This is a genomic window from Thermus sp. NMX2.A1 (assembly GCF_000511705.1).
In the GTDB taxonomy this organism is placed as follows: Bacteria; Deinococcota; Deinococci; order Deinococcales; family Thermaceae; genus Thermus; species Thermus scotoductus.
Window position 1 is genome coordinate 1 of record NZ_ATNI01000044.1, and the last position, 21,967, is coordinate 21,967.

The window sequence follows — 21,967 nt, forward strand, 5'->3', positions numbered from 1 at the left end:
AAAACCGGGGGATTATAGCTCCCCCACACCCCCACTTTTCTCTAAAATCGCAGTGGAGGCCAGGTCATGGAGGGCATCCGCAAGGCGGCGGAAAAGGCGATTTTGGAGTTTCTGGACCTCTTCCCCATGCCCAGGGGAAGCCTCTTCGTCCTGGGGGGGTCCACCAGCGAGGTCTTGGGGGAAAAGGTGGGAACGAAGCCCAGCCTCGAGGTGGCCGAGGCCATCCTCGAGGGGCTCCTTCCCCCTCTCCTCGAACGGGGGATATGGGTAGCCGTCCAGGGATGCGAGCACCTGAACCGGGCCCTGGTGGTGGAAAGGGAGGCAGCCCGGACCTACAGCCTGGAGGAGGTCACCGTCTTTCCCCATCCCAAGGCGGGAGGAAGCCTGGCCACGGCCGCCTTTCTTCGTTTCCAGGACCCCGTGATGGTGGAATCCCTAAAGGCCCAAGCCCACGGGGGAATGGACATCGGGGGCGTTCTCATCGGCATGCACCTGCGGCCCGTGGCCGTACCCCTTAGGCTTTCCCTGCGCAGGATTGGCGAGGCAGTACTCATCGCCGCCAAAACCCGCCCCAAGCTGGTGGGCGGGGCCAGGGCGGTCTACACCCGGGAGGAGATGCTCAGGAAGCTGGAAGAATATCGGCAAAAGCTTCCCTGAAAAGGGCCGCCACCCCGAGGGCCTCGTAGCGGTTGTAATAACCCATGAGGGAAAGGCGGAATACCCTTCCCTTCAAGGGCCCCTGGCCCCCGGCGATCACCGCCTGCCTTCGGGCAAAGGCCTCCTTCACCTTCTGGTAGGAAACCCCTTCGGGCAGGTAAAAGGCGGCCACCGCCGGGCTTGGCACCTCGGGCACAGGGCTTAACCCCAGCTCCGCCCCAACCCGGTACAGAAGGTCGTTTTGCCAGGCCTTTAAGGCCAGGTGTTCGGGAAGCTTGGGCGACACCTCCTCCAGCACCGCCGCCACCGCCCCCACCAGGTTGATGGCCGGGGTCCAAGCGCTTTCCCCTTCCCTCTGGGCTTTGAGCTCCCGGGAGAGGTTCAGGTAGTAGCCCCGGGGGCGCAAACGTTCCAAGGCCCAGGGGCTTAGGGCCACAAAACCCAGCCCCGGGGGGCACATGAGGCCCTTCTGGCTACCGGAGGCCGCGGCATCCACTCCCCAGGCCTCGAGGGCCACCTCCCGTACCAGCAAGCTGGTCACCATGTCGGCCCCCACCAGACCCTCGGGGTTGGCCTCCTTAAAGGCTCTTGCCAGAGCGGGCAGGTCCACCATGGCCCCGGTGGAGGTCTCCGAGTGAACCAGCAGTAGCCCTTGGTAACCGGGCCTTGCCACCTGGTCCGGGCTCGGTACCTGCCCGTAAGGGAGCTCCAGCCGGTCCACCTCGAGGCCCGCGCTTTCCGCAATCTCGGCGAAGCGCTCGGAGAACTTGCCGTAAACCGGTACCAAAACCCTTTCCCCGGGGGCGAAGAGATTCCACACCAGGGCCTCCATGGCCAGGGTGCCGCTTCCCGTGAGGATGAGCACCTCGCCCTGGGTGCGGAAGGCTTCCCGAAGAAGGCTTCGGGCCTTAAGGAAAAGTGCCCTGGCGGGCTCAGTCCGGTGGTGAAGCTGAGGGCGGGAAAGAGCCTCTAGCGCCTTGGGATGAAGCCGCACAGGACCCGGAGTGAGGAGCCAGTCCATGGCAAGAGCTTAGCGCAAAACCCCCCCTACCAGCCGCTGGGTCATGCGGCCCACCAAAAGCATCAAGCCGTGGAGGATGGCTCCGGGCCTCGGCGGATCCCCAGGCACGTACACGTCCACAGGTACCACTTGGTCCACGCCGGACAGAACCTGGGGACTTCCCGCAAACACCCCACCCGAAATGGCCTCGTTCCCCACAGCCACCACCCCTTTGGGCTCCGGCATGGCCTCGTAGGTGCGCCTTAGGGCCTCGGCCATGTTGCGGCTCACGGGGCCCGTGACCAGAAGGGCGTCGGCGTGCCGGGGTGAAGCCACCACCTGGAACCCGAAGCGGCCCATGTCGTTAAAAGGATTGCCAAGAAGGGCGATCTCCGAGTCGGCAAGGCCCGTGTCCCCGGCGCTCACCTCGCGAAAGGCCAGGGTGGGCAGGCGAAGCTCTGTCCGAGGGGAAGGGGGAGGGCCCGGGTCCAGAAACCCTCCCCTTTCCAGGTCCACCCGCTGGACCAGGTCCTCCTTGCGGGTCACGGCCACCTCCAGGGACCTCATCTCCCCCACGGCCTCCGGGTATGCCAGGGCACACCGTCCGCATCCCACGCACCGGGCGAGGTCCAGGCTGAAAATCCCTTCCGCCTCGGCAAAAGCCCCGCTTGGGCAAAGATGGACAAGCCCCTCGCGAACCCTTGGGGTCAAGCCCGCCGGCTTCAGCAAGGGGTAGCCAAAAGCGTGCTGGGGAACCTTCAGGATCTCCTCCAGCTTGCGGGCCAACCTTCCCACCTTAAGCGTGTGCAGCAAGCTCATGGCACCCCCTAGAGGTCGCTTCCCGCATAGGAGAGGTCAAAGGACTTGTTGCAAAGGGGAAAGTCCGGCAAGCCTTCCCCCCGGACCGCAAGCTCCAAAGCCCGCCAGTTCTTGAAGCTCGGGTCCACCCCCTCGGCCATGACCACCTTCCCAGCCTCCACCCGTACGAACCACACCACCTCACCCCTTCCCGCCTCCACCCGGGCCAAGGCCTCACCCTCCCCCAGAGGGGGGTCCAGGGCCAGAGGCCCGGCGGGAAGATGGCGAAGGAAGAAAAGCGCGTAATCCAGGGCCTTAAGGCTCTCCTCGGCATACACCTGGGCCCGGGACAGCACATCCCCTCCCTGGCGCACCACGGGGGTAAAGTCGGGGTAAAGGGGGTCGTCCTGCCTCAGGTCCCTCCCCACCCCGCTGGCCCGGGCCGTGGGGCCCACGAAGCCCAGGGCCAAGGCTTCGGCCCGGCGCACCTCCCCCACATAGCGCATGCGGTCCAGCACCTGGGGATTTTTGAGAAGCCTGGGCAGCAGGCGGGCCAGCTCCTCCCGGTAGGCGGCGATGGCCTCGAGGTCCGGCTGGCCCTCCCGCCACACCCCCCCAACCCTTAGGAAGTTTCTCCCGTAGCGGTGGCCGGTTAACCGGTCCAGTTCCCCCTGCAGAAGAGCCCGTATCCGCCCCACCTGGGTGGCCCCGTAGGCGTAGCCGATATCGGTGAAGAGCCCGGCCAGATGACCCAGATGGCCAAAGGCCCGCTCCAACTCAAGGGCTGCCCGGCGAAGGTGCTGCGCCCGAGAAGGGGCCTCCCAGCCCAAGGCCCTTTCCCAGGCCTCGGCGAAGGCCATGGCGTGGGCCACGGGCTCGCTCCCCGCCCGCTCCACCAGAAGGAGCGCGGCCTCAGCCCCTTTGCCCGGCATCAGGGAAAGCAAGCCCCGGTGCTGGTAACCCAGGCGGATCTCCAGGTTCACGATCCGCTCGCCCAAAACGCTAAACCGGAAGTGCCCGGGTTCGATGATCCCTGCATGCACGGGTCCCACAGGCACCTCGTGGAGGAGGGGAAACTCCCGGAAGGTGTAGGGAAGGTCGTGACGCCGGAGGGGTTTCAACCCGGGGTGCCCCACCGGCTCAAAACCCCTCTCCCAAAGGGCCCGTTCAAACCAATCCAGAGCGGGAAACTCGGCGGCCAGGCTGGGAAAGCGCCTCCTCTCACCCAAGAGGAAGGCTTCGGTGAGGCCTAACGCACCCTTCTGGCCCCCCGGATGCTCTACCCACAGAAGCACCCGGTCTCCATAAGGAAAAAGCGCCACAGGCCTCCCCTCGCGCAGGGCCTCCATCACTTTCTCCACAGCACCACCTCCAACTCCTTAAACACCTCCACCCCCGGGAACACGCCGAGGATCACCAGGATGCCCAGGAGCAACCACAAAATCCAGAGATCCAGGCCCTGCCCCCTAAGGGGTTTCCCCCTACCGAAGCCCATCTGGGCCATGGGAGAAAGGAGGCCAGCAAACGCCATACCCAGGCCCAAAAGGTAGAGCCCCGCCAGCCCAGGCCAGCGCATGGCCGCCTCCACCGCCTTAAACTCGGCGAAGAAGAGGGGAAAGGGAGGCAGGCCCCCGAGGGCCGCCAAGGCCAGGACGTAGGGGATCCCCAAGGCCGGCACGTGGAAGACCAGCCCGCCCACCCGCCCCACCTCCTTGGCGTGCGTGAGGGACAGGATACCGCTGGCCCCCAAAAAGGCCAAGGTTTTGGCCAGGGAGTGGGCCAGGGTATGGTAAAGGGCCAGCCAGGGCAATCCCAGGCCCAAGGCGAAGACCGCAAGACCCATGTGCTCCATGCTGGAGTAGGCGAGAAGCCTCTTGTACTCCTTCTGTCCAAAGAGAAAGAGGGCCGCAAACAAAAGGGTAAGCAGGCCAAAGGTAAGGAGCAGGCTGGAGGCAAAGGCGAAAAGCCCCGCCGCCTGCATGATGGCGGCGTAGCGGAGAAGGGCATAAAAGGCCACGTTGAGGAGGGTTCCCGAAAGCAAGGCCGAAGCCGGCCCCGGGGCCTCGGCGTGGGCATCGGGAAGCCAGGCCTGCAAGGGGAATAGCCCCACCTTGGTTCCAAAGCCCACCAAAAGAAGGGCGAAGGCCACCTTAAGCCCCTCGGGATCGGCCTCCCCCACCAGGGACCGAACCTCTCCCCAGTCCAGGGTGGTCCCGCCCACCAGGGCGTAGACCAGGATGACCCCGATGAGCCCCATGGCGATGCCCACGCTGCCCAGCATGAGGTATTTCCAGGTGGCCTCGAGGGGGCGGGCTCCACCCTTGTGGTAGACCAGAAGGGCCGAGGCCAGGGTGCTACCCTCCACGAAAACCCAGAGCATGCCCAGGTTGTGGGCCAGGTAGGCCCCATGGGCCGAGGCCAGGAAAAGGGCACCCGCCCAGTAGAAGCGCCAGGCTTCTTCCCGGGCGAAGTAGCCCCGGGAAAAAAGCGCCACCAGGGCGTAGATCAGGTCGGTCAGAAGGAGATAAAAGAGCCCTACCCCATCCAACCGGAAAGGACCCGCTGCCGTACCCAGCAGAAACGGAGCCAGAAGAAAGCTGAAAAGGGGCACCAAAACGGAAAGCCTCACCAGCAGACCGGCCTCCTTGCGGGCCAGGAAGACCACCAAGGGTGAGAGGAACAGAAGATACAGCACCGTTACCCCCTTAGATAGCGCATCCTCGCGGTATCCACATGCCCCATTTCCCCCTTGATGCGGAAGATGAGGATCCCCGCCAAGAACACGGCAGCGAAGGCATCCAAGGCCACCCCCAACTCCACGAAAAGGGGCAGGCCGTGGCTCTCGGAAAGGGCCATGAGGAAAACCCCGTTCTCCAGCGCCAGGAAGCCCAGAACCTGGCTTATCGCCTTTTTGCGGCTCACCATGGAAAGGATGCCCAGAAGCACCAAGGAGAGGGCCACGGGCACCCCTTGGGGCAAGGGGGCCTCGGGAAGCACAAAGGCCTTCCCCACCCGGAAGGCCAAGGCGGTGAGGAGCCCCGCCAGAAGGAGGGAGAGGGAAACGGACAGGTACCCCTCCACCTCGTGGCTCACCTCGAGGCGGTCGATCAGCCAGAACAGGTACCAGGGTATGAGCACCCCCTTAACCGCAAAGAGGGCCAGGCCGGCCAGCACGAAGTGCAACTCCCCTCCCGCAAGCCCGAAGGAAACCAGAGCCAAAAGGATGTTCTGCAGGGCGTAGAGCCGGATGATGGCGTCCAGGCTGCGGCGGCTCACCATCAGGAAACCTGTGGCCAGAGTGGCCAGGACCAAGGTGTTTAAAAGCGCCATATCGCCCCCAAAAGCGCCAGCACCCCGAAAAGGGTGTTGTACGAAAGAAAGTCCGGAAGCCTCAGGTAGCGGAGCTTTACCCCGTAGGTTTCCAGGTAGGCCAGCGCCAAAACCCAGGCCGCCCCCACCCCCAGGAAGACCAGGGGCTTGAACCCCGGCAACAACAAGGCCATCAGCCCCGCATAGAAGAGCATCTTGAGCGACCCGGCAAGCTCGTACAGGGCCAGAAGAGGGCCGCTATGGTCCAGAATCTGCGCCTCGTGGATCATGGTGAGCTCCAGGTGGGTGGCGGGATCGTCCACCGGTATCCTGGCTCCCTCGGCCAGAAGGCCAAGGGCGAGAGAGGCCAGAGCCAGAAAGAGCACCAAGCTGTTCTCCACCCCAAGCTCGGGTAGACCGCTCAGGGAAAACCCTTCCCCCAAGAGGACTGCCCCGGCCAAGGCCATAAGGGTCCCGGGCTCCGCCAACACCGTGACCACACCCTCCCGGTAGCCTCCCTGGGCCCCAAAACTGCTGCCCGCATCCAGGGCCGCCAGCATTTGAACAAAGCGCCCGAGGCCCAGGAGGTAAAGGGCGAGGAGAAAGTCCCCTTTGAAGGTTGGGCCAGGAAGGATGGGCAAGAGGGCCAAGGCTCCCAGGGTTCCCAAAAGGGCCAGGATGGGCCCGAGGAGGAAAAGTGGGGTGGTGGGATGGGGCGCTATCCAGACCTTCCGCCAGAGCTTGAACAGGTTTCGGTATTCCATCAGCGGGCTAAGCCCCTGCCGGTGGGTAAGCCTAGCCTTCAGCCACTTGACGCTTCCCGAAAAGAGCGGAGCCAACACCAGGGCCAAGAGCGCCGTCATAGCAAGACCACCCCCAGAACCACCACCAAGGTGAGGAGTTGCAGGAGAAGGTAAAGGTGCAGGCTTCCTGACTGCAGGGTTTGCACCCAAGCCGCAAGGCGGGCGTAAATCCGCCCCACCCCGGGGTACACCTCGGCCAAGGGTTCCTCCAGACGGGGATGCTCCCCCACCTGGAGGCGAAGGAAGGGGAAAAGGCGAAGGGCCGGTTCGGCGAAGCCCAGGCCGTTGGGTTGCATCCTGGGGGTGAGGGGCTGGAAACCGCAGTCCCAGGTACCGTAGGCCCGCATGGGCATCCGGAGAAGGCCCCGGTAAAACACCCCAGCCAGAACCCCAAGAAGGATCAAGAGTAGCCAGTTGGGGTAGGTGGGAACCCCAAGGGGGTCCAGGACCAACCCGGGCACCAAGGCCAGAAGGAGGAGGAGCCCCGCCAGCACCCCAAGACTGAGGCGCATCCCCTGGGTCCAGTGCAGGGCAACCTCGCCTCGAGGCAGGCCCAAGAAGGCTAGCCCGAATAGGCGGACGTAGAAGTAGAGGGCCAAGGCCCCCACCAGGGCCAAGGCCCCGGCGGCCAGGGGCACCAGGAAAGGCCCCTGCAAAAAGCCTTGGTAAAGCTGCCACTCCGCAAGAAACACCGGGCCAGGAGGGAGGCCCGCCCCCACCCCCATTCCCCACAAGGCGAGGGCTCCAAGTCCGGGAGCCTTGCGGAAAAGCCCACCCAGGTGGGAAATCCGCCGCTCCTCCAGGGCTCCTACCCCCAGGAAGAGAAGCCCCTTGAACAGGGCATGGGCCACCTGATGGAGGAAAAAGGCCCCCAGGAGCAAGGACATGGGCTTCAGGAAATAGGCCCCCAAGGCGGCAAGCATAAGGCCCAGGTTCTCCACGCTGGAATAGGCCAAAGCGCCCTTTAGGTCCTCTTCCCCAAGGCCCCGCACCAGGGCGTACACCGCACCCAGAAGGCCCAGGAGGAGCAAAACCCACCCCACCCAGGGCGGGGGTGGACCGAACCAGTACTGGGACTGGTACAGGCCAAGAAGGCCCAGCTTGGTCATGGCCCCGGAAAGCAGGGCCGAAACCGGGCTTATGGCCACCGGGTGGGCCTGGGGCAACCAGGCGTGGAAGGGGAAGAGGGCTGCCTTCACCCCAAAGCCCAAAAGAAGCCCGGCCCAGACCCAGTCAGCCCCCACATGGCCATGCCCCAGGAAGGCCAGGTAAAGCCCAGCCCCCGAAAGGCGGCCCGCCAGGAAAAAGGCCCGGGCCCCTGCTAGGGCGTTTGGCCCCTCGAGGGCGATGAGAAAATAGCCCAAAAGGGCCATGCCCTCCCACAAAAAGAGGAAGCTAAGCCCAGGGGAAGCCAAGGCCACCCCCGCCATGCTGGCCAAGAAAAGGGGAAGCAGAAGGCCGTAAAGGTGCGCCTCACGGGGGTGATGGGCCAGGTAGGTAGGGAGGTAGGGAGCAAGGCTCAGGGTCAAGGCTCCAAGGAGAAAGAGGTAAAGGTACGGAGCACCCAAACCCGAAGCCCAGCCCATACCCCCCAGCACCCCCCAAGCCAGGCCCGCCACGCCCAGGAAGAGGGAAAGCCCCCGGAAACGCCAGGGAGTCCCGGCGGATAGAAGCGCCAGGGCCAAGGGCAAAAAGGTCCAAAGGGGGTTCATTCCTCCTCCCTCAGGGCTTCCAGGCGCTCCCTTTCCGCCTCGAGGTGCCGTTCAAAGATCCGCCGCCCCAGGTCCAGGAAGGCGTAGACCTCCGGGTCCCGGGTGCGGTAGTAGACCATCTGCCCTTCCCTCCTGGCCTCCACCAGGCCCCGCTCCCGCAGGAGGGAAAGCTGCCTGGAAAGCACCGACTGTTCCACCCCGAGCTCCCGTTGCAGGGCGGAAACCGAGCGCTCTCCCCCCCGCAGGGCATCCAGGATGGCCAGGCGCAAGGGATGGCCCAGGGCCTTGAAGAACTCCGCCTTGTAGCGGTGGAGGGTGCTAGGCATACTTCCTCCTTTGGCTATATGCATATAGCCACATACTTCCAACCTTAGGCCTCTTCGCCCCCCCTGTCAACATCCCCACGTGGTATCATGTCCCGCCGGCGGCCCCTTTATGCCAGAGCCCATGTTTCGCCTCCGCTACCGAAGCCCAGGGCAGGAAACCCTCCTGCTTCCCCTGCCCCAAAGCCTTCCCGGGCAGAAAGTGGGGGACCTCTTCCTCTCCCGGCGGCCCGAGGAGGTGTACGAGGCCCAGGGGAACCTCCTGGCCCGCTTTTCCCTCTCCGAGGGGGAGATCCTCGAGGTGCGCTTCCCCTTGAAGACCGAACCCCTGAAGCACCTCCCCCCCTGGGGGAAAACCCTCCTCTTTGAACCCCCGGAGGCCTGGCCCGGCATCCTGGCCCACAAGGGACACAAGGTAGAAAGGGCCTTTGGCTTTCTCCTCTCCGGCCAGCCCCACGCCTGGTACCTGGTGGACGGGCTTCCCCTGGATCCCCTTCTCTACCAAACCCTCCAGGAAAACCCCACTCACCTCCTCCCCTTGGGGGTAGCCCCCGAGCCCCACCTCTACCTGGGGGGGCACGAGGGGAAAAGGCTTCTCCTTTTAAGAACCCCCTGGCCAGGAGGGGAGGAACCCCTGTGGCAAGAGCTCCACCCCCTGGGGTTCCAACCCCTGCCCTTCCTTCGGGGCCTGGCCTTCGCCAGCCTGGGGGTTTCCGCCCTGGGCCTGGCCACCGGTCCTTGGTTCTACCTTCCCTACCTGGGGGCGCTGATCCTGCAGCAGGGGCCTGCCCTCAAAAAGCTTTTCCTGCGCACCCCGCGCCACGTTTTGGAAAGCCTGTTCTTCCACGCCTTCGCCCTTTCCGTAACGGTAAACCCCAGGCCGGAGCTCGGCCTGGGGTACCTGGCGCTCTTCCTCTGGAACCGGCTTAGGCCTTCCGCCGCAACTCCGAAAGAATCTCCCGAAGAAGCTTGACCTCCTCTGGTGGCTCGGGAGGAGGGGGTGGGGCCGTCTCCTCCGCCTTCTTGCGCCGCTTTTCAATCTCCTGCATGGGCACCACGATCAAGAAGTAGATGGCCGCCCCCACCACCAGGAAGTTCACCACGGTGTTGATAAACTTCCCCAAGGCGATGGGCCCCAGCTTGATGGCGGAAAAATCCGGCGCCCCTCCCAAAGCCCCGATCAAGGGGGTGAGGATATCCGCCACCAAGGAGTTCACCACCTGGCCGAAGGCCCCACCGATGACCACGGCCACCGCCAGGTCCACCACGTTGCCCCGCATGATGAAATCCCTAAAACCCTTCAACATACGTACCTCCTTGCACGCTCCCTAACGCCAAACCCGGTCCGAGTTCCTGGACCGACGGCCACCCTACCCGCTCCCTTTGAAAATCTTGTGAAAAGAACCCTCGCCTGAAAGGCCAACCCCGCCCTTCTCCTGCCTTCCAGACCTGGCCCGCTTTGGGAAAGACCCTCACCGAAGGGAGAAGCCCAGGCGGTATATAATGCCCCCGAACCCCCGATGGGCCAAGGTCAGCCCGAAGGGCTGCCTTGCGGGCTCAAAGCGCGGGGCCTAGGAGGTAAAGCATGGCCAAGGTTAAGCTGGAGCACGTTTGGAAGCGCTTCGGCAAGGTAGTGGCGGTCAAGGACTTCAACCTGGAAACCGAGGACGGGGAGTTCGTGGTCTTCGTGGGGCCTTCGGGCTGCGGCAAGACCACCACCCTGCGGATGATCGCCGGCCTCGAGGAGGTTTCCGAGGGCCGCATCCACATCGGCGACCGCCTGGTGAACGACGTGCCTCCCAAGGACCGGGACATCGCCATGGTCTTCCAGAACTACGCCCTATACCCCCACATGAACGTCTACGAGAACATGGCCTTCGGCCTGCGCTTAAGGCGCTACCCCAAGGACGAGATTGACCGCCGGGTGAAGGAAGCCGCCCGCATCCTCAAGATCGAACACCTTCTAAACCGCAAGCCCCGGGAGCTTTCCGGCGGCCAGCGCCAGCGGGTGGCCATGGGCCGGGCCATCGTGCGGGAGCCCAAGGTCTTCCTCATGGACGAGCCCCTTTCCAACCTGGACGCCAAGCTCCGGGTGGAGATGCGGGCGGAGATCGCCAAGTTGCAAAGGCGGCTTGGGGTCACCACCATCTACGTGACCCACGACCAGGTGGAGGCCATGACCCTGGGCCACCGCATCGTGGTCATGAAGGATGGGGAGATCCAGCAGGTGGACACTCCCCTAAACCTCTACGACTTCCCCGCCAACCGGTTCGTGGCGGGCTTCATCGGTAGCCCCTCCATGAACTTCATCCGGGCTGGGGTGGAGGCGCAGGGGGAAAAGGTATACCTGGTGGCCCCGGGCTTCCGGGTCCGGGCCAACCCCATCCTGGCCCAGGCCCTGAGACCCTACGGGGGCAAAGAGGTCTGGATGGGCATCCGCCCCGAGCACCTGGGCCTGAAGGGCTACACGGTGATTCCCGAGGAGGAAAACGTCATCCGGGGCGAGGTGGAGGTGGCCGAGCCCCTGGGGGCGGAAACCGAGATCCACGTGAGCGTGGACGGCACGGTCCTGGTGGCCAAGGTGGACGGCCACGCTCCGGTGAAGCCCGGGGATAGGGTGGAGCTTCTGGCCGACACCTCCCGCCTCCATGCCTTTGACGTGGAAAGCGACCAGACCATCGGCCACGCCCAGGAACGGGAAGCGGTGGCCCGCTAGGAATAGGCCTTTGGGCGGGGGATGCCCTCCCCCGCCTTTATCATGGAGGGGTGAGCCGGCGGGATAAGCCCTTCATCATAGGCATCGCTGGGGGAAGCGCCAGCGGCAAAACCACCCTGGCCCGCTCCCTGGCCAAGGCCTTGGGGGAACGGGTGGCCCTGCTCCCCATGGACCACTACTACCGGGATCTTTCCCACGTGGCCTTCCCGGAGCGCCTCCAAGCCAACTACGACCACCCGGAGGCCTTTGACCTTCCCCTCTATCTTGAGCACGTGCACGCCCTTCTTTCCGGGCAGGCGGTGGAAATGCCCCTTTACGACTTCCGGGCCTATACCCGAAGCCCGAAAACGGAAAGGGTCCTGCCCGCTCCCGTCGTCATCCTCGAGGGCATCCTGGTCCTCTACCCCGAACCCCTAAGGGCCCTTATGGACCTCAAGGTCTTCGTGGATGCGGACGCCGACGAGCGTTTCATCCGGCGGTTGGAGCGGGACGTCCAGGAACGAGGGCGTAGCCTGGAAAGCGTGGTGCGCCAGTACTTGGAAAAGGTAAAACCCATGCACCTGGCCTTCGTGGAACCCACCAAGCGGCATGCGGACGTGATCCTGCCCGGTGGCGGGCAGAACCCGGTAGCCTTGGAGATGCTCAAGGCCAAGGCCTTGGCCCGCCTGGCGGAGATGGGGGTAGCATGAAAAGGTTCCTCCACCTTCTCCTCCTCCTGGCCCTGGTGCCCTCCCTCCTGGCCCTTCCACCCCGCCTGCGGGCGGAGCGGCCAGGTCCCGTGGTGCTCCTCCTGGATGCGGAAGCCCTGCGGGAGGAAGCCCAAAGCCAAGGGAAAAGCCTTCTAGAGGTGCTGGAGTCCTACCGCCCCCTGGGGGTCAGAGGGGTGGCCTTCCCGGAACGGCTTGTGAAGGACTGGGTGGGGCAAGGGGAACTTCTTTACCGGAGCGGGAGGGAGCTTTTGGAAGCGGGGCTACCCGCCAAACCCAACTGGTACTACCTCCGGGGCAACCGGGAGCTTCTGGAGCTCTTACAGGCGGCCTATGACCTTCCCCACGAATGGGTGGGTCCGTGGCTGGGCTTCCCCCTGGATGTCCAGGCCTTCCCTGCCTTTTATCCCTTGGAGGAGGTCCGGGCTGCCAAGGAAGCTGGGTTTTTCGTGGCGGTCCGCCCCATCAACCAGCGTTACCGCCGCCTGGATGCTTCCCTGCCCATCGTTCCCAAGGAGGCGGACGCCGTGGTCTTCGCTGGCCTCGAGGCCCTGGGCTACCCCTACCGCCTGGAGGAAGCCCAAGAGCGGGTCCCGGTACCCGTGGCCCTCATTGAGGGCACGCCCCAGCCCGGGCTTGCCGCCTACCGGGGAAAGGGCATCCTGAGGCTTTTTAGCCTACGGTACGAGTGGCAGCTCACCCTGACCCCCGAGGAAGCCGCGGACAAGTATGTGCTGGCCGCCCGGGAACGGGGCCACCAGCTCCTCTACCTCCGGCCCTATCCTTACCGCCAGGACACGGAACACCTCCTTAGGCGGATCCAGGAGGGCCTAGAGGCCAGCCACATTCCCCTGGGCCACCCCGTGGTCCGGGAGTTCACGCCAAGCCCCCTCCGCCTGGCCGCCTGGGTGGGGGTGGTATCGGGGCTAGGGCTTTTGGCCCTGGGGCTATCCGTGTACGGGCCGGGGGTGGCCTTCCTCCTTCTTCTCCTGGCCCTGGGGTATGCGGGAAGCCAGGCGGGAGCCCTTCTAGCTGCTTTGGTCTTTCCCGTGCTGGGTTTTCTAGGCCCCAGGAATGGCCTCTGGATGTGGCTTCGCGCCCTGGGCTACGCCCTGGCCGGGACGGTTTTCCTCTCGGCCCTGGGCTCCACCCCGGAGACCATCCTGGGGCTTCAGGCCTTCAAGGGCGTTTCCCTCACCCTCCTGGTGCCTCCCCTCCTGGTGGCCCTCAGCTTCCTGGACAGGAACTACAAGGAAACCCTGACCCGGCTTTTCCTGCATCCCCTGCGCCTGGGGGAGGTGGCCCTGGCAGGGATGGCCCTCGCCCTTCTCCTGTTGGCTCTCCTGCGCCGGGGCAACGAGGCCCCCTTGGTCCCGGACCTGGAGCTAAAGCTTAGGAGCCTCCTCCAGGACCTCATGGTGCGCCCCCGCTTCAAGGAGGTCTTCGGCCACGCCCTCTTCCCCCTGGCCCTCCTCCTTCCCTGGCCGAGGTGGGTGCAAAACAGCATGCTCTTCCTTGCCGCCCTCGGGGTGGCCTCCATCCTGAACACCTTCAGCCACTTCCACACCCCCCTTCCTATCTCCTTCTTCAGGGTGGTGAACGGGGCGCTTTTGGGCGTTTCCCTCGGGCTTCTCGGGGTTATGCTGGTAAGGAGGCTTCGGGCATGGTGGTTGGGGTAGCGGGGTACTACGGGTTTAAAAACGCCGGGGACGAGGCCATCCTCGAGGCCATCGCCCGGGAGCTGAAGGCCCGGGGGCACCAGGTTCTCGCCCTTTCCGGCGATCCCAAACAGACCGCCAAGGAGCACGGGATCCGGGCCGCCTATCGCCTAAACCCCTTGGCCCTTCTCCAGGCGGACCTCTGGCTTTTGGGGGGCGGGGGGCTTTTGCAGGACGCCACCAGCTCCCTAAGCCTTCTTTACTACCTGTCCGTGCTCCGGACTGCCCGCTTCTTCCGCAAGAGGGTGGTGGTATTCAACCAGTCCCTCGGCCCCCTCACCCCCTGGGGGGAAAAGCAGGTGAAACGGGCCTTGCGGGGCGTGCCCATAATCCTTCGCGACCAGGATTCCTGGGAATACGCCAAGAACCTCGGCCTTTCCCCCGCCTTGGGTGCCGACCCTGCCCTCCTCCTCACCCCGCCCCCTGTAAAGCGAGAAGAGGACCTGGTTCTCGTCATTCCTCGGGCTGGGGTGGACCAGGAAGCCCTCACCAACCTCTACATCACCGCCAACCACCTGGTGCACGAGGGAAGAAGGGTGCTGGTCCTCCTCCTCCAACCCGGATACGACGACGAGGTCATCGAGATCTTCCGCCTGCACCGGGTGGAGAAGACCGCCGATCCCAGGCGGGTCCTCTACCTGGCCGCCCAGGCGGGGTACGTGATCTCCATGCGCCTGCACGGCCTCATCCTGGCCGCGGCCGCCGGCACCCCCTTCGCCGCCCTTTCCTACGACCCCAAGGTGGCCGCCTTCGCCAAGGAAACCGGGGCCTACTACCAGGAGCTCCCCGGCGACCCCATCAAGCTTTCCAAGGCCGCCATGTATGGCCGCTACCCCGACTGGGAAAAGGTGGCGGCCCTGCAGGAAAGGGCCCGGCAGAGCTTTGACCTGGCCCTGGGGGAAGCCAGCCTGGTCAAAAAGACCCACGGACGCGGTTCAAGCGGCCCCTAAGCCCCTGGGCAAAGGCCTCGAGGTCGGAAAGGGCTTCCTCCACCCCCTGCCTCAAGAGGAACTCCCCTGGGGAAAGGCGCTTGAGCACGAGGAAGGGAGGCTGGGAAAGCACCTCCACCCCCTGGCGCACCACCTCGGGGATGAGGCCTTCCTCCACGGCCTCCGCCTCCAGATCCGCCAGCAAAAACACCTCCCCCATGGACTTGCGGGAAAGCAAAAGGAGGAAGGCAGCGAAGGCCCCGCGCTCGGAAAGCTCGGCCACCAGCCGGTCCTCCAGGGACTCCACCGCCTCGAGGTCCACAAAACCTTCCCGAAGAAGGTCCTCCAGGTCCAAAGGCGAAAGGGGAAAGCGGGCCTTAAGGCGCACCAGGCGGCTCACCGCCTCCGGGGAAAGGTATCCCACTCCCTCCGGCACCCCTTCCTTCTGGGATTCCGGCGCCAGGATAACCACGTACGCCCCTTGCTGGCAGTAGGACTTGAGCAGGCTGGGCTCCCCTTCCCCCGGACGCAGCAGCACCAGAAACACTTGGCGGCGCCCCAAGGGGGCTTTGTACACCCACGGCGGGCCGCCTTCCAGGAGAAAGCCAAGCCGCCTCAAGTCCTCGGTAACCCCAGGGGGCTCCAAGGTCCTTTGCGGCTCGTTGGGGAAAAGCACCTCCTTGGGATAGGGTGTCACCCGCACCCGCCGCTTCTCCGGCCTGGGATCCCCTGCCTCCTTGGATTCCCTCCCGGAAGCAGCCGGCCTCGCCTCCCGCCTCTCGGGCTGGGCAGGCTCCCTGGACTCCGCCTGCCCAAGCCGGGGGAGGCCCCTAGGGGTGGCCTTAAGCTCCACTTCCTCCCCGCGGAAGTGGAGAAGGATGGTCTCGTTCGCGGCGAGGCGGCGCTTTTGATAGTAGGGCAGAAGCCCCCGCACCACCCCCTGTTTCCAGTCCACCTCCACCTCGTACACCTCCCCATCCTCGTCCACGAAGCGCACCCGCTCCTTGCCGAGGAGATGCTGGCGGAGGGAGACGGTTAAGGTCATGGTTCCCGTTTGAATACAGGTGCTGGTCAGCACATAGCGTGCGGTCATATCACCTCCCGAGGTCCACCAAGGGACGGGGAATCCCTGAAGTGAGCATATAATACACCTCGTAGGCCACGGCAAGGGTACGCTCCACATCCCCAAGGGCCCGGTGGGCTTCCCTGGGAGGAAGCTCCAGGACCTGGGAAAGAGCGTCCAGGCCGTAGCGCCTGAGGCCAGGCATGGCCCTCTTGGCCAGGCGGAGGGTGTCTACCACCGGGTTCTCCAGGGAATAGCCCATGCCCTCCAGGGCGGGCCGCAGGAACCCCAGGTCAAAGCTGGCGTTTTGGATGACCAAGGTGGCCCCCCGCAAGAGGGGATAGGCCTTCTCCAGAACCTCCTCGAGGGAAGGAGCCTCCTCCAGCTCCCAAGCGCGAATCCCCGTAAGCCTCTCGATAAAGGGGCTGGGAGGGCGGCTTGGGCGCACCAGGCTCTGAAAGCTCCTGCGCTCTCCCTGCTCCAGCCGCACCAAGCCCACTTCGATCACCTCGTTGAGACCGGGGGAAAGCCCGGTGGTCTCCAGGTCCAAGACCACCACCGCCTCCCCGGAATAGGGGAAAGGGTAGTGCCACTCCCAAAGCCCCACCTCCTCCCCCAAGCGGAAGCGCCCGTCCAAGAGGGGCCGCACCACGGGCTCCACCGGACCCCTTAGCCCCAGGGCCTCCCCCAGGGCGGGAAGGGGCAAGGGCCTGCCCTCGGCCCTAAGCCTTCGGGCCAGGCGGGTGGCCAGGCGGTGGCGAAAGAAAGCCTCCACTACAAAGCCTCGCCCAAAGGGGTACGAAGGAAAACCCGGTCGGTAGCCTCCTCAAAAGCCAAGGCCGCCTGCAGGAGGAGTTCATCCCTCGACCAGGGAGCGAAAAGCTGAAGGCCCACAGGAAGGCCATCCTCAAAGCCGGCTGGGAAGGATAGAGCGGGAAGGCCCGCCAGGTTAGCCCCCACGGTGTAGAGGTCCTCCCGGTACATGGCCAAGGGATCGGGCCTGCCTCCCAGGAGAAAGGCGGGATGGGGGGTGGTGGGGAGGAGGAGGAGGTCCACCTCCTGAAAAAGGGCTTGGGCCTCCGCCTTAAGCCGCCTGCGGAAGGCCTGGGCCCGGCCGTAGTAGGCCTCGTAGTACCCGCTGGAAAGCACAAAGGTGCCCACCAGGATGCGGCGCTTCACCTCGAGGCCAAATCGGGCCCGCGTCTCCTCCAGCACCCGCCACAGCTCCTCCCCTTCGGCCCGATAGCCGAAAAGGGTCCCGTCGTAACGGGCCAGGTTGGAACTGGCCTCGGCGGGGGCCAGGATGTAGTAGGCGTTTAAGGCCAGGGGCAGGGAAGGCCAGGAGACCTCCTTCACCTGAAGGCCAAGCCCCCGGAAAACCTCCAAGGCCTGCCGCAAAGCCCCCTCCACCCCGGGGCTATTCCCGGCAAGGGCCTCCCGCACCACCCCAAGCCGCAAGGAGGGCAAGGGCTCCGCCAGGGCCTCCTGAAACCGGGGCTTCAGGTTCAGGCTGGTGGCGTCCAGGGGATCGGGACCGGAGATGGCGTCCATGACCAGGGCGAGATCCCGCACCGAGCGGGCCATGGGGCCGATCTGGTCCAGGCTCGAGGCGTAGGCGATAAGGCCATAGCGGCTTACCCGGCCATAGGTGGGTTTAAGGCCATAGATCCCGCAGAAGGCTGCAGGCTGGCGCACGCTTCCCCCGGTATCCGACCCCAAGGCCAAAGGCGCCAGATCCGCCGCCACTGCCACCGCGCTTCCCCCGCTGGACCCCCCGGGCACCCGGGTGGGGTCAAAGGGATTCCGGCTGGGGAAAAAGGCGGAGTGCTCGGTGGAGGAACCCATCCCAAACTCGTCCAGGTTGGTCTTGCCTATGACCAGGGCGCCAAGGGCCTTTAGCCGGGCCACCGCCGTGGCCTCGTAAGGGGGCAGGAAACCCTGCAGAAGCCGGCTTCCCGCCGTGGTAGGGATTCCCTTGGTGACGATGTTGTCCTTAACCGCCACGACAAGCCCCGCAAGGGGAAGGGAAGGATCCAGGGAACGGGCCTCCTCCAGCACCCCCTCGTTTACCGTGAGGAAGGCTCCAAGGCCTGGGTCCAAGGAGCGGATCCGCTCCAGGTAAACCTGGGCCACCTCCAGGGGAGATACCTCCCCTTGCGCCACCTTGGCGCGGATCTCGTGGGCCAACATGCCCCTACTATAGCCCGAAGTGGAGATCAAGCCAGTCCCGAAAGCCCCGGTAAGCCTCCTCCCCTCCCCTCGGCAAATAGGTGACGTCCCCGGGTTCGTGGCGGAACCAGGTGTACTGCCTTTTGGCGTAGGCCTTCACCGCCCGGATATCCCGGGCCAGGGCTTCCTCCAGGCTGTACGCACCCTGAAGGTACCCCACCACCTCCTTGTAGCCGATGGCCTGAAGGGCGGTCGGCATGGCGGGGTACCGCTCCAACAGGCGCTTCACCTCCTCCACCAGACCCCGGGCGAACTGGCACCTGGCCCTTTCCTCCAGTTTGGGAAAAAGCCAGGTGCGCTCAGGCCAGAGAACCAGTTTCCTGTAGGCGAACCGGGGTGGGCGAAGGGGAAAGCGGGCAGGGGGCGTTCCCGTGCGCCTTACTACCTCCAAAGCCCGCACCAGCCGCCTAGGGTTCCTATTCACCCGCAGGGCATCCTCCGGGCTAACCCGGGAAAGCTCGGCCACCAAGGCCTCAAGACCCCTTTCCTCGAGCTCCCGCCGAAGGGCCTCTTGGACCTCTGGATCGGGTGGGGGCAGGGTGGGAAGCCCCTGGGAAAGAGCCCGGATGTAGTACCCCGTCCCCCCAACCACCAAAGGCACCTTTCCCCGGGCCAGGATATCGGCGATGGCCGCCTCCGCCAGCTCCACCCAGCGCACCACGCTCAGGGCCTCGGAGGGCTCCAGGATGTCCACCAGGTGGTGGGGAACCCTTTGCCTTTCCTCCGGACTGGGCTTGTCCGTGCCGATGTCCAGGCCCCGATAGACCATGGTGGCGTCGGCGGAAACCACCTCGAGGGGAAGCTCCTCCCCAAGCCTCAAGGCCAGGAGGGTCTTCCCACTCCCCGTGGGGCCCGCCAGGACCGGGATCGCCTTCACATCCCTTATGCTAAGGGCATGCTGGAGCGCTTAGACCGCCTGGAGACCCTGCGCAAGCTGAAAGAGCTACAGGAGCGCATCGCCGAGCTGGCCTACCAGCTCACAGGGGAGGAACCCGCCGCCTGGACCCCCAAGGTGGACCTCCTCGAGGACGAGGACCACTACGTCCTCCTCGTGGACCTCCCCGGGGTGCGCCCCGAGGATTTGGAGCTTCTGGAGGAGGGAAGCCGCATCACCCTGGCCGGGATCCGCCATCCCCTGCCCGGGGTCTACCTCCTGGAGGAACGGCCCATGGGCACCTTCCGCCGCACCCTGGACCTGCCCAGCCCCATCGAGGAGGGCACCGCCCAGGCAAGCCTCCGGCAAGGGGTGTTGGAGGTGCGCTTCAAGAAGCGCAAAGGGGCTCCCCTGCCCCTCTCTCAGTAGCGCACCTGGTGGCAGGCCCGGCAACGGGGCTCGTAGTGCTCCTTGGCTCCCACCAGGATCACGGGGTCCGTGTAGCGGGCGGGCTTCCCGTTCACCAGGCGCTGCGTGCGGGTGGCAGGGGCTCCGCACTGGGCGCAGATGGCCGTAAGCTTCTCCACGAACTCCGCCCGGGCCAAAAGCTCGGGCATGAGGCCGAAGGGCTCACCCCGGAAGTCCAAATCCAGCCCTGCCAGGATCACCCGTACGCCCTGGCGGGCCAGATCCTCCGCCAAGGGGAGAAGGCCGGCATCCAGAAACTGGACCTCGTCCACCGCCACCACCTGGGGCAAGGGGGATAGGTACGCCTCGATTTCCCTGGCCTCCCCCACGGGGATGGCCTCCACCCGCTGGCCGTCGTGGCTCACCACCTGGCTTTCGTGGTAGCGGGTGTCCAGCCGGGGCTTGAACACCAAAACCCGCTGCCGGGCGATGAGGGCCCGCTTGACCCTGCGGATGAGTTCCTCGCTCTTGCCCGAGAACATGGGCCCGGTGATAACCTCAATCCAACCCTGACGATGCAGTACCGGGGGCATCCTGGCCCAGATTCTACCCGGGCATAGGGTATACTCTCTCCAAAATGGCGGCCTTGGACCGGGCTCGGAGGATGCTTGAGGAAGGCTCTGAGGGGAAGGCCCTGGTCTTTCTTTGCCAACTCCCCTCTCCTCAACCCCCACGAAGAGGCCCTGGCCCACGCTTATGACGGGTAGCTAGCGGAGGGAGCGATCTTGGGGAAGTGGGGACGATCAAAGCACACCTGCCCCACTCCCCATAGAAGTGCTGGGAATAAGCCGAAGGGAGCCGCCACGGGAAACCCTGTTCCTGACCCTAACCACGGAAACGGCGAGGCCCTTTAAGGCCTCGCCGGAAACCAAAAACCTGCCCTTACCGTCCCTTGCGGTAGGAATCCCCGTAGCGGCGCTGGAAGCGCTCCACGCGGCCTTCCGTGTCCACGAAGCGCTGCTGCCCCGTGTAGAAGGGGTGGCAGTTGCTGCACACTTCCACGTGGATCTCCGGGCGGGTGGAATAGGTGTGGATGACATTGCCGCAACCGCAGATGATGCGGGCGGGAACCAGCTTGGGGTGGATGCCTTCCTTCACGTTTCGCCTCCTTTCGCACGGTCTTGGCCGTGCGCAAAACCATCTCCTACTCTACCAGGACCCCGGGGCATCCCGCAACCTTAAGGCGGGGGCAGGCGGCGCCACCTGGGTCCGAAGAGGCGCCGGCGTAGCCGCTCCCAGGCCATCCAGAACACCCCTACCCCCACGCCCAAAACCGCCAGGAGCCAGAGAATCCCCAAAACCCCAAGCCCCACCAGGGCGAAAAAGAGGAGGAGAAGGGGCAGGTACCAGGGAAGCCTCACGCCTTCACTTTACTCCCTAACTGGACTAGAATAAAGGATGCCCCAGGACAGGGGGGCGGTCGCGCCCGGGAGCCGAACCTCCCGGGTGAGGAAAGTCCGGGCACCATAGGGCAGGGTGCCAGCTAACGGCTGGGCGGGGTAACCCGACGGAAAGTGCCACAGAGAAAAGACCGCCAGCGGCCAGGCCACGGCCTGGTGCGGGCAAGGGTGAAACGGTGGGGTAAGAGCCCACCGCGCCTCCTGGAAACAGGGGTGGCACGGCAAACCCCACCCGGTGCAAGGCCCAATAGAGGGGAAGGGCTTGCCCGGCCCGCCACAACCCCTGGGATGGGCCGCTTGAGGCCGGCGGCGACGCCGGTCCCAGAGAGATGACCGCCAAATGTCATGCGTCACGCTAATCGGGTTAGTTTAGGTCACGTTCTACGTCAGTTTGACTGAGTTTCGTCATTTTCTGCATCAGTAATGTGAGTGCTTATGCATAGGATTATTGAGTTCTTTTGGACCTAGGTACCTGCACCCGCCCCGCCCTTATGGGCTACCTGTGAGTTCCGGGCGCACTTCCTGGGTGCTGATGCCGATGACGAACGCCCCAAACGTGAACCCGCTCACCGCCGCCCCCAGCCCGCCAGCCGTAAGCCGGAGGATGCCCGGCCACCCCCGCCGGAGCATCCTGGAGATGTGGGCCAGCATGGCGAGGAGGGCCGCCACCAAGAGGGCGGCGGGGCCCTGGGGATCGGGTTCTTGTACTGGCATAGCGGTATAAAGCATGGCCCCCGCCCACCCCTTGTGGGAGAGGAAGTGGGGGACGCCGCTAGTCCTCGAGGCCACCAGCCTGGTCCTGGGTCTGCTGGTGGCCACCGAGGCGCTTTCCGTCCTGGAAAACCTCCGCCGGATCGCCCCCGGGCTGGCCCTCTGGGAGCGGCTCCGGGGGCTCTTGCGGCGGGACTAGACGGGGATGTAGGCGATGCGAGTTAGCACTGGTGCTGAAGTGGCAAGCTCTGCGGTAAGGCCAAGGAGTCCATTATACCCCCGTTGGGTCGCGCGCACTCCGTAGGGCCGTACGGCAACCCGCCCCCTGCTGATCGGGACATGGGGGAACAACAGGAGCTGAAACACGAGGGCGGGTAACGATAAGTCGGTCGGGTTCTTGGTCAGGTTTTGGGGGTTAACTGCGGCAGCGTAATCTTGATCGCCCGCGTCCTCCGGCCACGGGGGGGTCCGCCGAGTAGTCCCCAAGACGGGAGGTCCAAGGTAGTCTGCAACTCCGTTGTCCGAGTAATCAGTGGGTACATCGTACTTT

At 65.1% G+C, this 21,967-nt stretch carries 25 protein-coding genes and 1 other RNA gene; 9 read left to right on the plus strand and 17 right to left on the minus strand.

Features of this window, described 5'->3' with window-relative positions:
- Positions 1-66 precede the first annotated feature (66 nt).
- Complete coding sequence (locus TNMX_RS03180; protein WP_028492963.1) at positions 67-657, plus strand: TIGR01440 family protein; 591 nt, start codon at positions 67-69, stop codon at positions 655-657.
- Here TNMX_RS03180 and TNMX_RS03185 read toward each other — a convergent pair.
- From TNMX_RS03185 to TNMX_RS03220, 8 genes are read right to left on the minus strand one after another with little or no spacing between them, the layout of a single operon-like run.
- Complete coding sequence (locus tag TNMX_RS03185) at positions 620-1,678, minus strand: alanine--glyoxylate aminotransferase family protein (protein WP_038029464.1); 1,059 nt, start codon at positions 1,676-1,678, stop codon at positions 620-622. The genes TNMX_RS03180 and TNMX_RS03185 overlap by 38 nt on opposite strands.
- A gap of 9 nt (positions 1,679-1,687) precedes the next feature.
- Positions 1,688-2,476, minus strand: coding sequence for an NADH-quinone oxidoreductase subunit NuoB (gene nuoB / locus TNMX_RS03190; protein WP_015717306.1), 789 nt, complete (start codon positions 2,474-2,476; stop codon positions 1,688-1,690).
- Positions 2,477-2,484: 8 nt separating this feature from the next.
- Positions 2,485-3,816, minus strand: a complete 1,332-nt coding sequence (locus tag TNMX_RS03195; protein WP_015717307.1) for an NADH-quinone oxidoreductase subunit C — start codon at positions 3,814-3,816, stop codon at positions 2,485-2,487.
- The gene (locus tag TNMX_RS03200; RefSeq protein WP_038029479.1) at positions 3,804-5,150 is read right to left on the minus strand and encodes a proton-conducting transporter membrane subunit; all 1,347 of its coding nucleotides are present in this window, start codon (positions 5,148-5,150) and stop codon (positions 3,804-3,806) included. The genes TNMX_RS03195 and TNMX_RS03200 overlap by 13 nt, the downstream gene beginning before the upstream one ends.
- A gap of 2 nt (positions 5,151-5,152) precedes the next feature.
- Positions 5,153-5,785, minus strand: coding sequence for a hypothetical protein (locus TNMX_RS03205; protein WP_172640103.1), 633 nt, complete (start codon positions 5,783-5,785; stop codon positions 5,153-5,155).
- Positions 5,773-6,627, minus strand: coding sequence for a respiratory chain complex I subunit 1 family protein (locus tag TNMX_RS03210; protein WP_038029481.1), 855 nt, complete (start codon positions 6,625-6,627; stop codon positions 5,773-5,775). Before TNMX_RS03210 ends, TNMX_RS03205 begins: the two co-directional genes overlap by 13 nt.
- A complete protein-coding gene (locus tag TNMX_RS03215) occupies positions 6,624-8,279 on the minus strand; it encodes a proton-conducting transporter membrane subunit (RefSeq protein WP_038029483.1) in 1,656 nt (551 codons plus the stop codon). Before TNMX_RS03215 ends, TNMX_RS03210 begins: the two co-directional genes overlap by 4 nt.
- Complete coding sequence (locus TNMX_RS03220) at positions 8,276-8,605, minus strand: helix-turn-helix transcriptional regulator (RefSeq protein ID WP_015717312.1); 330 nt, start codon at positions 8,603-8,605, stop codon at positions 8,276-8,278. Before TNMX_RS03220 ends, TNMX_RS03215 begins: the two co-directional genes overlap by 4 nt.
- 121 nt (positions 8,606-8,726) lie before the next feature.
- On the opposite strand from TNMX_RS03220, the gene TNMX_RS03225 reads away from it, so the two are divergent.
- Positions 8,727-9,575 carry a hypothetical protein gene (locus TNMX_RS03225; protein WP_019551106.1) on the plus strand — a complete coding sequence of 283 codons (849 nt, stop codon included), beginning with the start codon at positions 8,727-8,729 and terminating at the stop codon, positions 9,573-9,575.
- On the opposite strand, the gene mscL is transcribed toward TNMX_RS03225, so the two are convergent.
- A complete protein-coding gene (gene mscL / locus TNMX_RS03230) occupies positions 9,529-9,909 on the minus strand; it encodes a large conductance mechanosensitive channel protein MscL (RefSeq protein WP_038029485.1) in 381 nt (126 codons plus the stop codon). The two genes, TNMX_RS03225 and mscL, sit on opposite strands and share 47 nt — an antisense overlap.
- Before the next feature lie 278 nt (positions 9,910-10,187).
- Between mscL and TNMX_RS03235 the strand changes: the two genes are divergently transcribed.
- Genes TNMX_RS03235 through csaB form a run of 4 tightly spaced genes read left to right on the plus strand, consistent with a single transcriptional unit; the run spans position 10,188 to position 14,693 of the window.
- Positions 10,188-11,318, plus strand: a complete 1,131-nt coding sequence (locus TNMX_RS03235; protein ID WP_038029487.1) for an ABC transporter ATP-binding protein — start codon at positions 10,188-10,190, stop codon at positions 11,316-11,318.
- A gap of 50 nt (positions 11,319-11,368) precedes the next feature.
- Positions 11,369-12,007, plus strand: coding sequence for a uridine kinase (gene udk / locus TNMX_RS03240; RefSeq protein WP_015717316.1), 639 nt, complete (start codon positions 11,369-11,371; stop codon positions 12,005-12,007).
- Positions 12,004-13,704: a DUF5693 family protein gene (locus TNMX_RS03245; protein WP_038029490.1), complete on the plus strand. Its 1,701-nt coding sequence runs from the start codon at positions 12,004-12,006 to the stop codon at positions 13,702-13,704. Before udk ends, TNMX_RS03245 begins: the two co-directional genes overlap by 4 nt.
- Positions 13,689-14,693: a polysaccharide pyruvyl transferase CsaB gene (csaB, locus tag TNMX_RS03250; protein ID WP_038029492.1), complete on the plus strand. Its 1,005-nt coding sequence runs from the start codon at positions 13,689-13,691 to the stop codon at positions 14,691-14,693. The genes TNMX_RS03245 and csaB overlap by 16 nt, the downstream gene beginning before the upstream one ends.
- Here the strand turns inward: csaB and TNMX_RS03255 are convergent.
- From TNMX_RS03255 to miaA, 4 genes are read right to left on the minus strand one after another with little or no spacing between them, the layout of a single operon-like run.
- Positions 14,656-15,765 (minus strand): hypothetical protein, encoded by a 1,110-nt coding sequence (locus tag TNMX_RS03255; RefSeq protein WP_038029494.1) that lies wholly within the window; start codon positions 15,763-15,765, stop codon positions 14,656-14,658. The two genes, csaB and TNMX_RS03255, sit on opposite strands and share 38 nt — an antisense overlap.
- A 1-nt stretch (position 15,766) precedes the next feature.
- The gene (locus tag TNMX_RS03260; RefSeq protein WP_015717320.1) at positions 15,767-16,510 is read right to left on the minus strand and encodes a PolC-type DNA polymerase III; all 744 of its coding nucleotides are present in this window, start codon (positions 16,508-16,510) and stop codon (positions 15,767-15,769) included.
- Positions 16,510-17,925, minus strand: a complete 1,416-nt coding sequence (gene gatA / locus TNMX_RS03265; RefSeq protein ID WP_038029496.1) for an Asp-tRNA(Asn)/Glu-tRNA(Gln) amidotransferase subunit GatA — start codon at positions 17,923-17,925, stop codon at positions 16,510-16,512. Before gatA ends, TNMX_RS03260 begins: the two co-directional genes overlap by 1 nt.
- Before the next feature lie 7 nt (positions 17,926-17,932).
- Positions 17,933-18,841, minus strand: coding sequence for a tRNA (adenosine(37)-N6)-dimethylallyltransferase MiaA (gene miaA / locus TNMX_RS03270; RefSeq protein ID WP_038029498.1), 909 nt, complete (start codon positions 18,839-18,841; stop codon positions 17,933-17,935).
- Between the two features lie 18 nt (positions 18,842-18,859).
- On the opposite strand from miaA, the gene TNMX_RS03275 reads away from it, so the two are divergent.
- The gene (locus TNMX_RS03275) at positions 18,860-19,267 is read left to right on the plus strand and encodes an Hsp20/alpha crystallin family protein (RefSeq protein WP_019551114.1); all 408 of its coding nucleotides are present in this window, start codon (positions 18,860-18,862) and stop codon (positions 19,265-19,267) included.
- Here the strand turns inward: TNMX_RS03275 and TNMX_RS03280 are convergent.
- The 3 genes from TNMX_RS03280 to TNMX_RS03290 form a co-directional block, all read right to left on the minus strand.
- Positions 19,261-19,839 (minus strand): thymidine kinase, encoded by a 579-nt coding sequence (locus TNMX_RS03280; RefSeq protein WP_028492981.1) that lies wholly within the window; start codon positions 19,837-19,839, stop codon positions 19,261-19,263. The two genes, TNMX_RS03275 and TNMX_RS03280, sit on opposite strands and share 7 nt — an antisense overlap.
- Before the next feature lie 349 nt (positions 19,840-20,188).
- Entirely contained in the window at positions 20,189-20,404 is a 216-nt protein-coding gene (gene rpmE / locus TNMX_RS03285) for a 50S ribosomal protein L31 (protein ID WP_015717326.1), read from the minus strand.
- A gap of 80 nt (positions 20,405-20,484) precedes the next feature.
- On the minus strand, positions 20,485-20,667 hold the full coding sequence (locus TNMX_RS03290; protein ID WP_019551117.1) for a hypothetical protein: 183 nt from the start codon (positions 20,665-20,667) through the stop codon (positions 20,485-20,487).
- A gap of 43 nt (positions 20,668-20,710) precedes the next feature.
- Here TNMX_RS03290 and rnpB point away from each other — a divergent pair.
- Positions 20,711-21,089: RNase P RNA component class A (rnpB, locus tag TNMX_RS12380), an RNA gene on the plus strand.
- Positions 21,090-21,195: 106 nt separating this feature from the next.
- On the opposite strand, the gene TNMX_RS03295 is transcribed toward rnpB, so the two are convergent.
- Entirely contained in the window at positions 21,196-21,420 is a 225-nt protein-coding gene (locus TNMX_RS03295; RefSeq protein ID WP_156919412.1) for a hypothetical protein, read from the minus strand.
- Between the two features lie 13 nt (positions 21,421-21,433).
- Here TNMX_RS03295 and TNMX_RS03300 point away from each other — a divergent pair, with 13 nt between their 5' ends.
- Positions 21,434-21,616 carry a hypothetical protein gene (locus tag TNMX_RS03300; protein ID WP_038029502.1) on the plus strand — a complete coding sequence of 61 codons (183 nt, stop codon included), beginning with the start codon at positions 21,434-21,436 and terminating at the stop codon, positions 21,614-21,616.
- Positions 21,617-21,967: the final 351 nt, after the last annotated feature.

Coding starts and splice junctions, on each gene's coding strand:
- TNMX_RS03180 (WP_028492963.1), top strand. CDS start 67: ATGGAGGGCATCCGCAAGGCGGCGGAAAAGGCGATTTTGGAGTTTCTG.
- TNMX_RS03185 (WP_038029464.1), bottom strand. CDS start 1,678: ATGGACTGGCTCCTCACTCCGGGTCCTGTGCGGCTTCATCCCAAGGCG.
- nuoB (WP_015717306.1), bottom strand. CDS start 2,476: ATGAGCTTGCTGCACACGCTTAAGGTGGGAAGGTTGGCCCGCAAGCTG.
- TNMX_RS03205 (WP_172640103.1), bottom strand. CDS start 5,785: ATGGCGCTTTTAAACACCTTGGTCCTGGCCACTCTGGCCACAGGTTTC.
- TNMX_RS03210 (WP_038029481.1), bottom strand. CDS start 6,627: ATGACGGCGCTCTTGGCCCTGGTGTTGGCTCCGCTCTTTTCGGGAAGC.
- TNMX_RS03215 (WP_038029483.1), bottom strand. CDS start 8,279: ATGAACCCCCTTTGGACCTTTTTGCCCTTGGCCCTGGCGCTTCTATCC.
- TNMX_RS03220 (WP_015717312.1), bottom strand. CDS start 8,605: ATGCCTAGCACCCTCCACCGCTACAAGGCGGAGTTCTTCAAGGCCCTG.
- TNMX_RS03225 (WP_019551106.1), top strand. CDS start 8,727: ATGTTTCGCCTCCGCTACCGAAGCCCAGGGCAGGAAACCCTCCTGCTT.
- mscL (WP_038029485.1), bottom strand. CDS start 9,909: ATGTTGAAGGGTTTTAGGGATTTCATCATGCGGGGCAACGTGGTGGAC.
- TNMX_RS03235 (WP_038029487.1), top strand. CDS start 10,188: ATGGCCAAGGTTAAGCTGGAGCACGTTTGGAAGCGCTTCGGCAAGGTA.
- TNMX_RS03245 (WP_038029490.1), top strand. CDS start 12,004: ATGAAAAGGTTCCTCCACCTTCTCCTCCTCCTGGCCCTGGTGCCCTCC.
- csaB (WP_038029492.1), top strand. CDS start 13,689: ATGGTGGTTGGGGTAGCGGGGTACTACGGGTTTAAAAACGCCGGGGAC.
- TNMX_RS03255 (WP_038029494.1), bottom strand. CDS start 15,765: ATGACCGCACGCTATGTGCTGACCAGCACCTGTATTCAAACGGGAACC.
- gatA (WP_038029496.1), bottom strand. CDS start 17,925: ATGTTGGCCCACGAGATCCGCGCCAAGGTGGCGCAAGGGGAGGTATCT.
- TNMX_RS03275 (WP_019551114.1), top strand. CDS start 18,860: ATGCTGGAGCGCTTAGACCGCCTGGAGACCCTGCGCAAGCTGAAAGAG.
- TNMX_RS03280 (WP_028492981.1), bottom strand. CDS start 19,839: ATGCCCCCGGTACTGCATCGTCAGGGTTGGATTGAGGTTATCACCGGG.
- TNMX_RS03295 (WP_156919412.1), bottom strand. CDS start 21,420: ATGCCAGTACAAGAACCCGATCCCCAGGGCCCCGCCGCCCTCTTGGTG.
- TNMX_RS03300 (WP_038029502.1), top strand. CDS start 21,434: ATGGCCCCCGCCCACCCCTTGTGGGAGAGGAAGTGGGGGACGCCGCTA.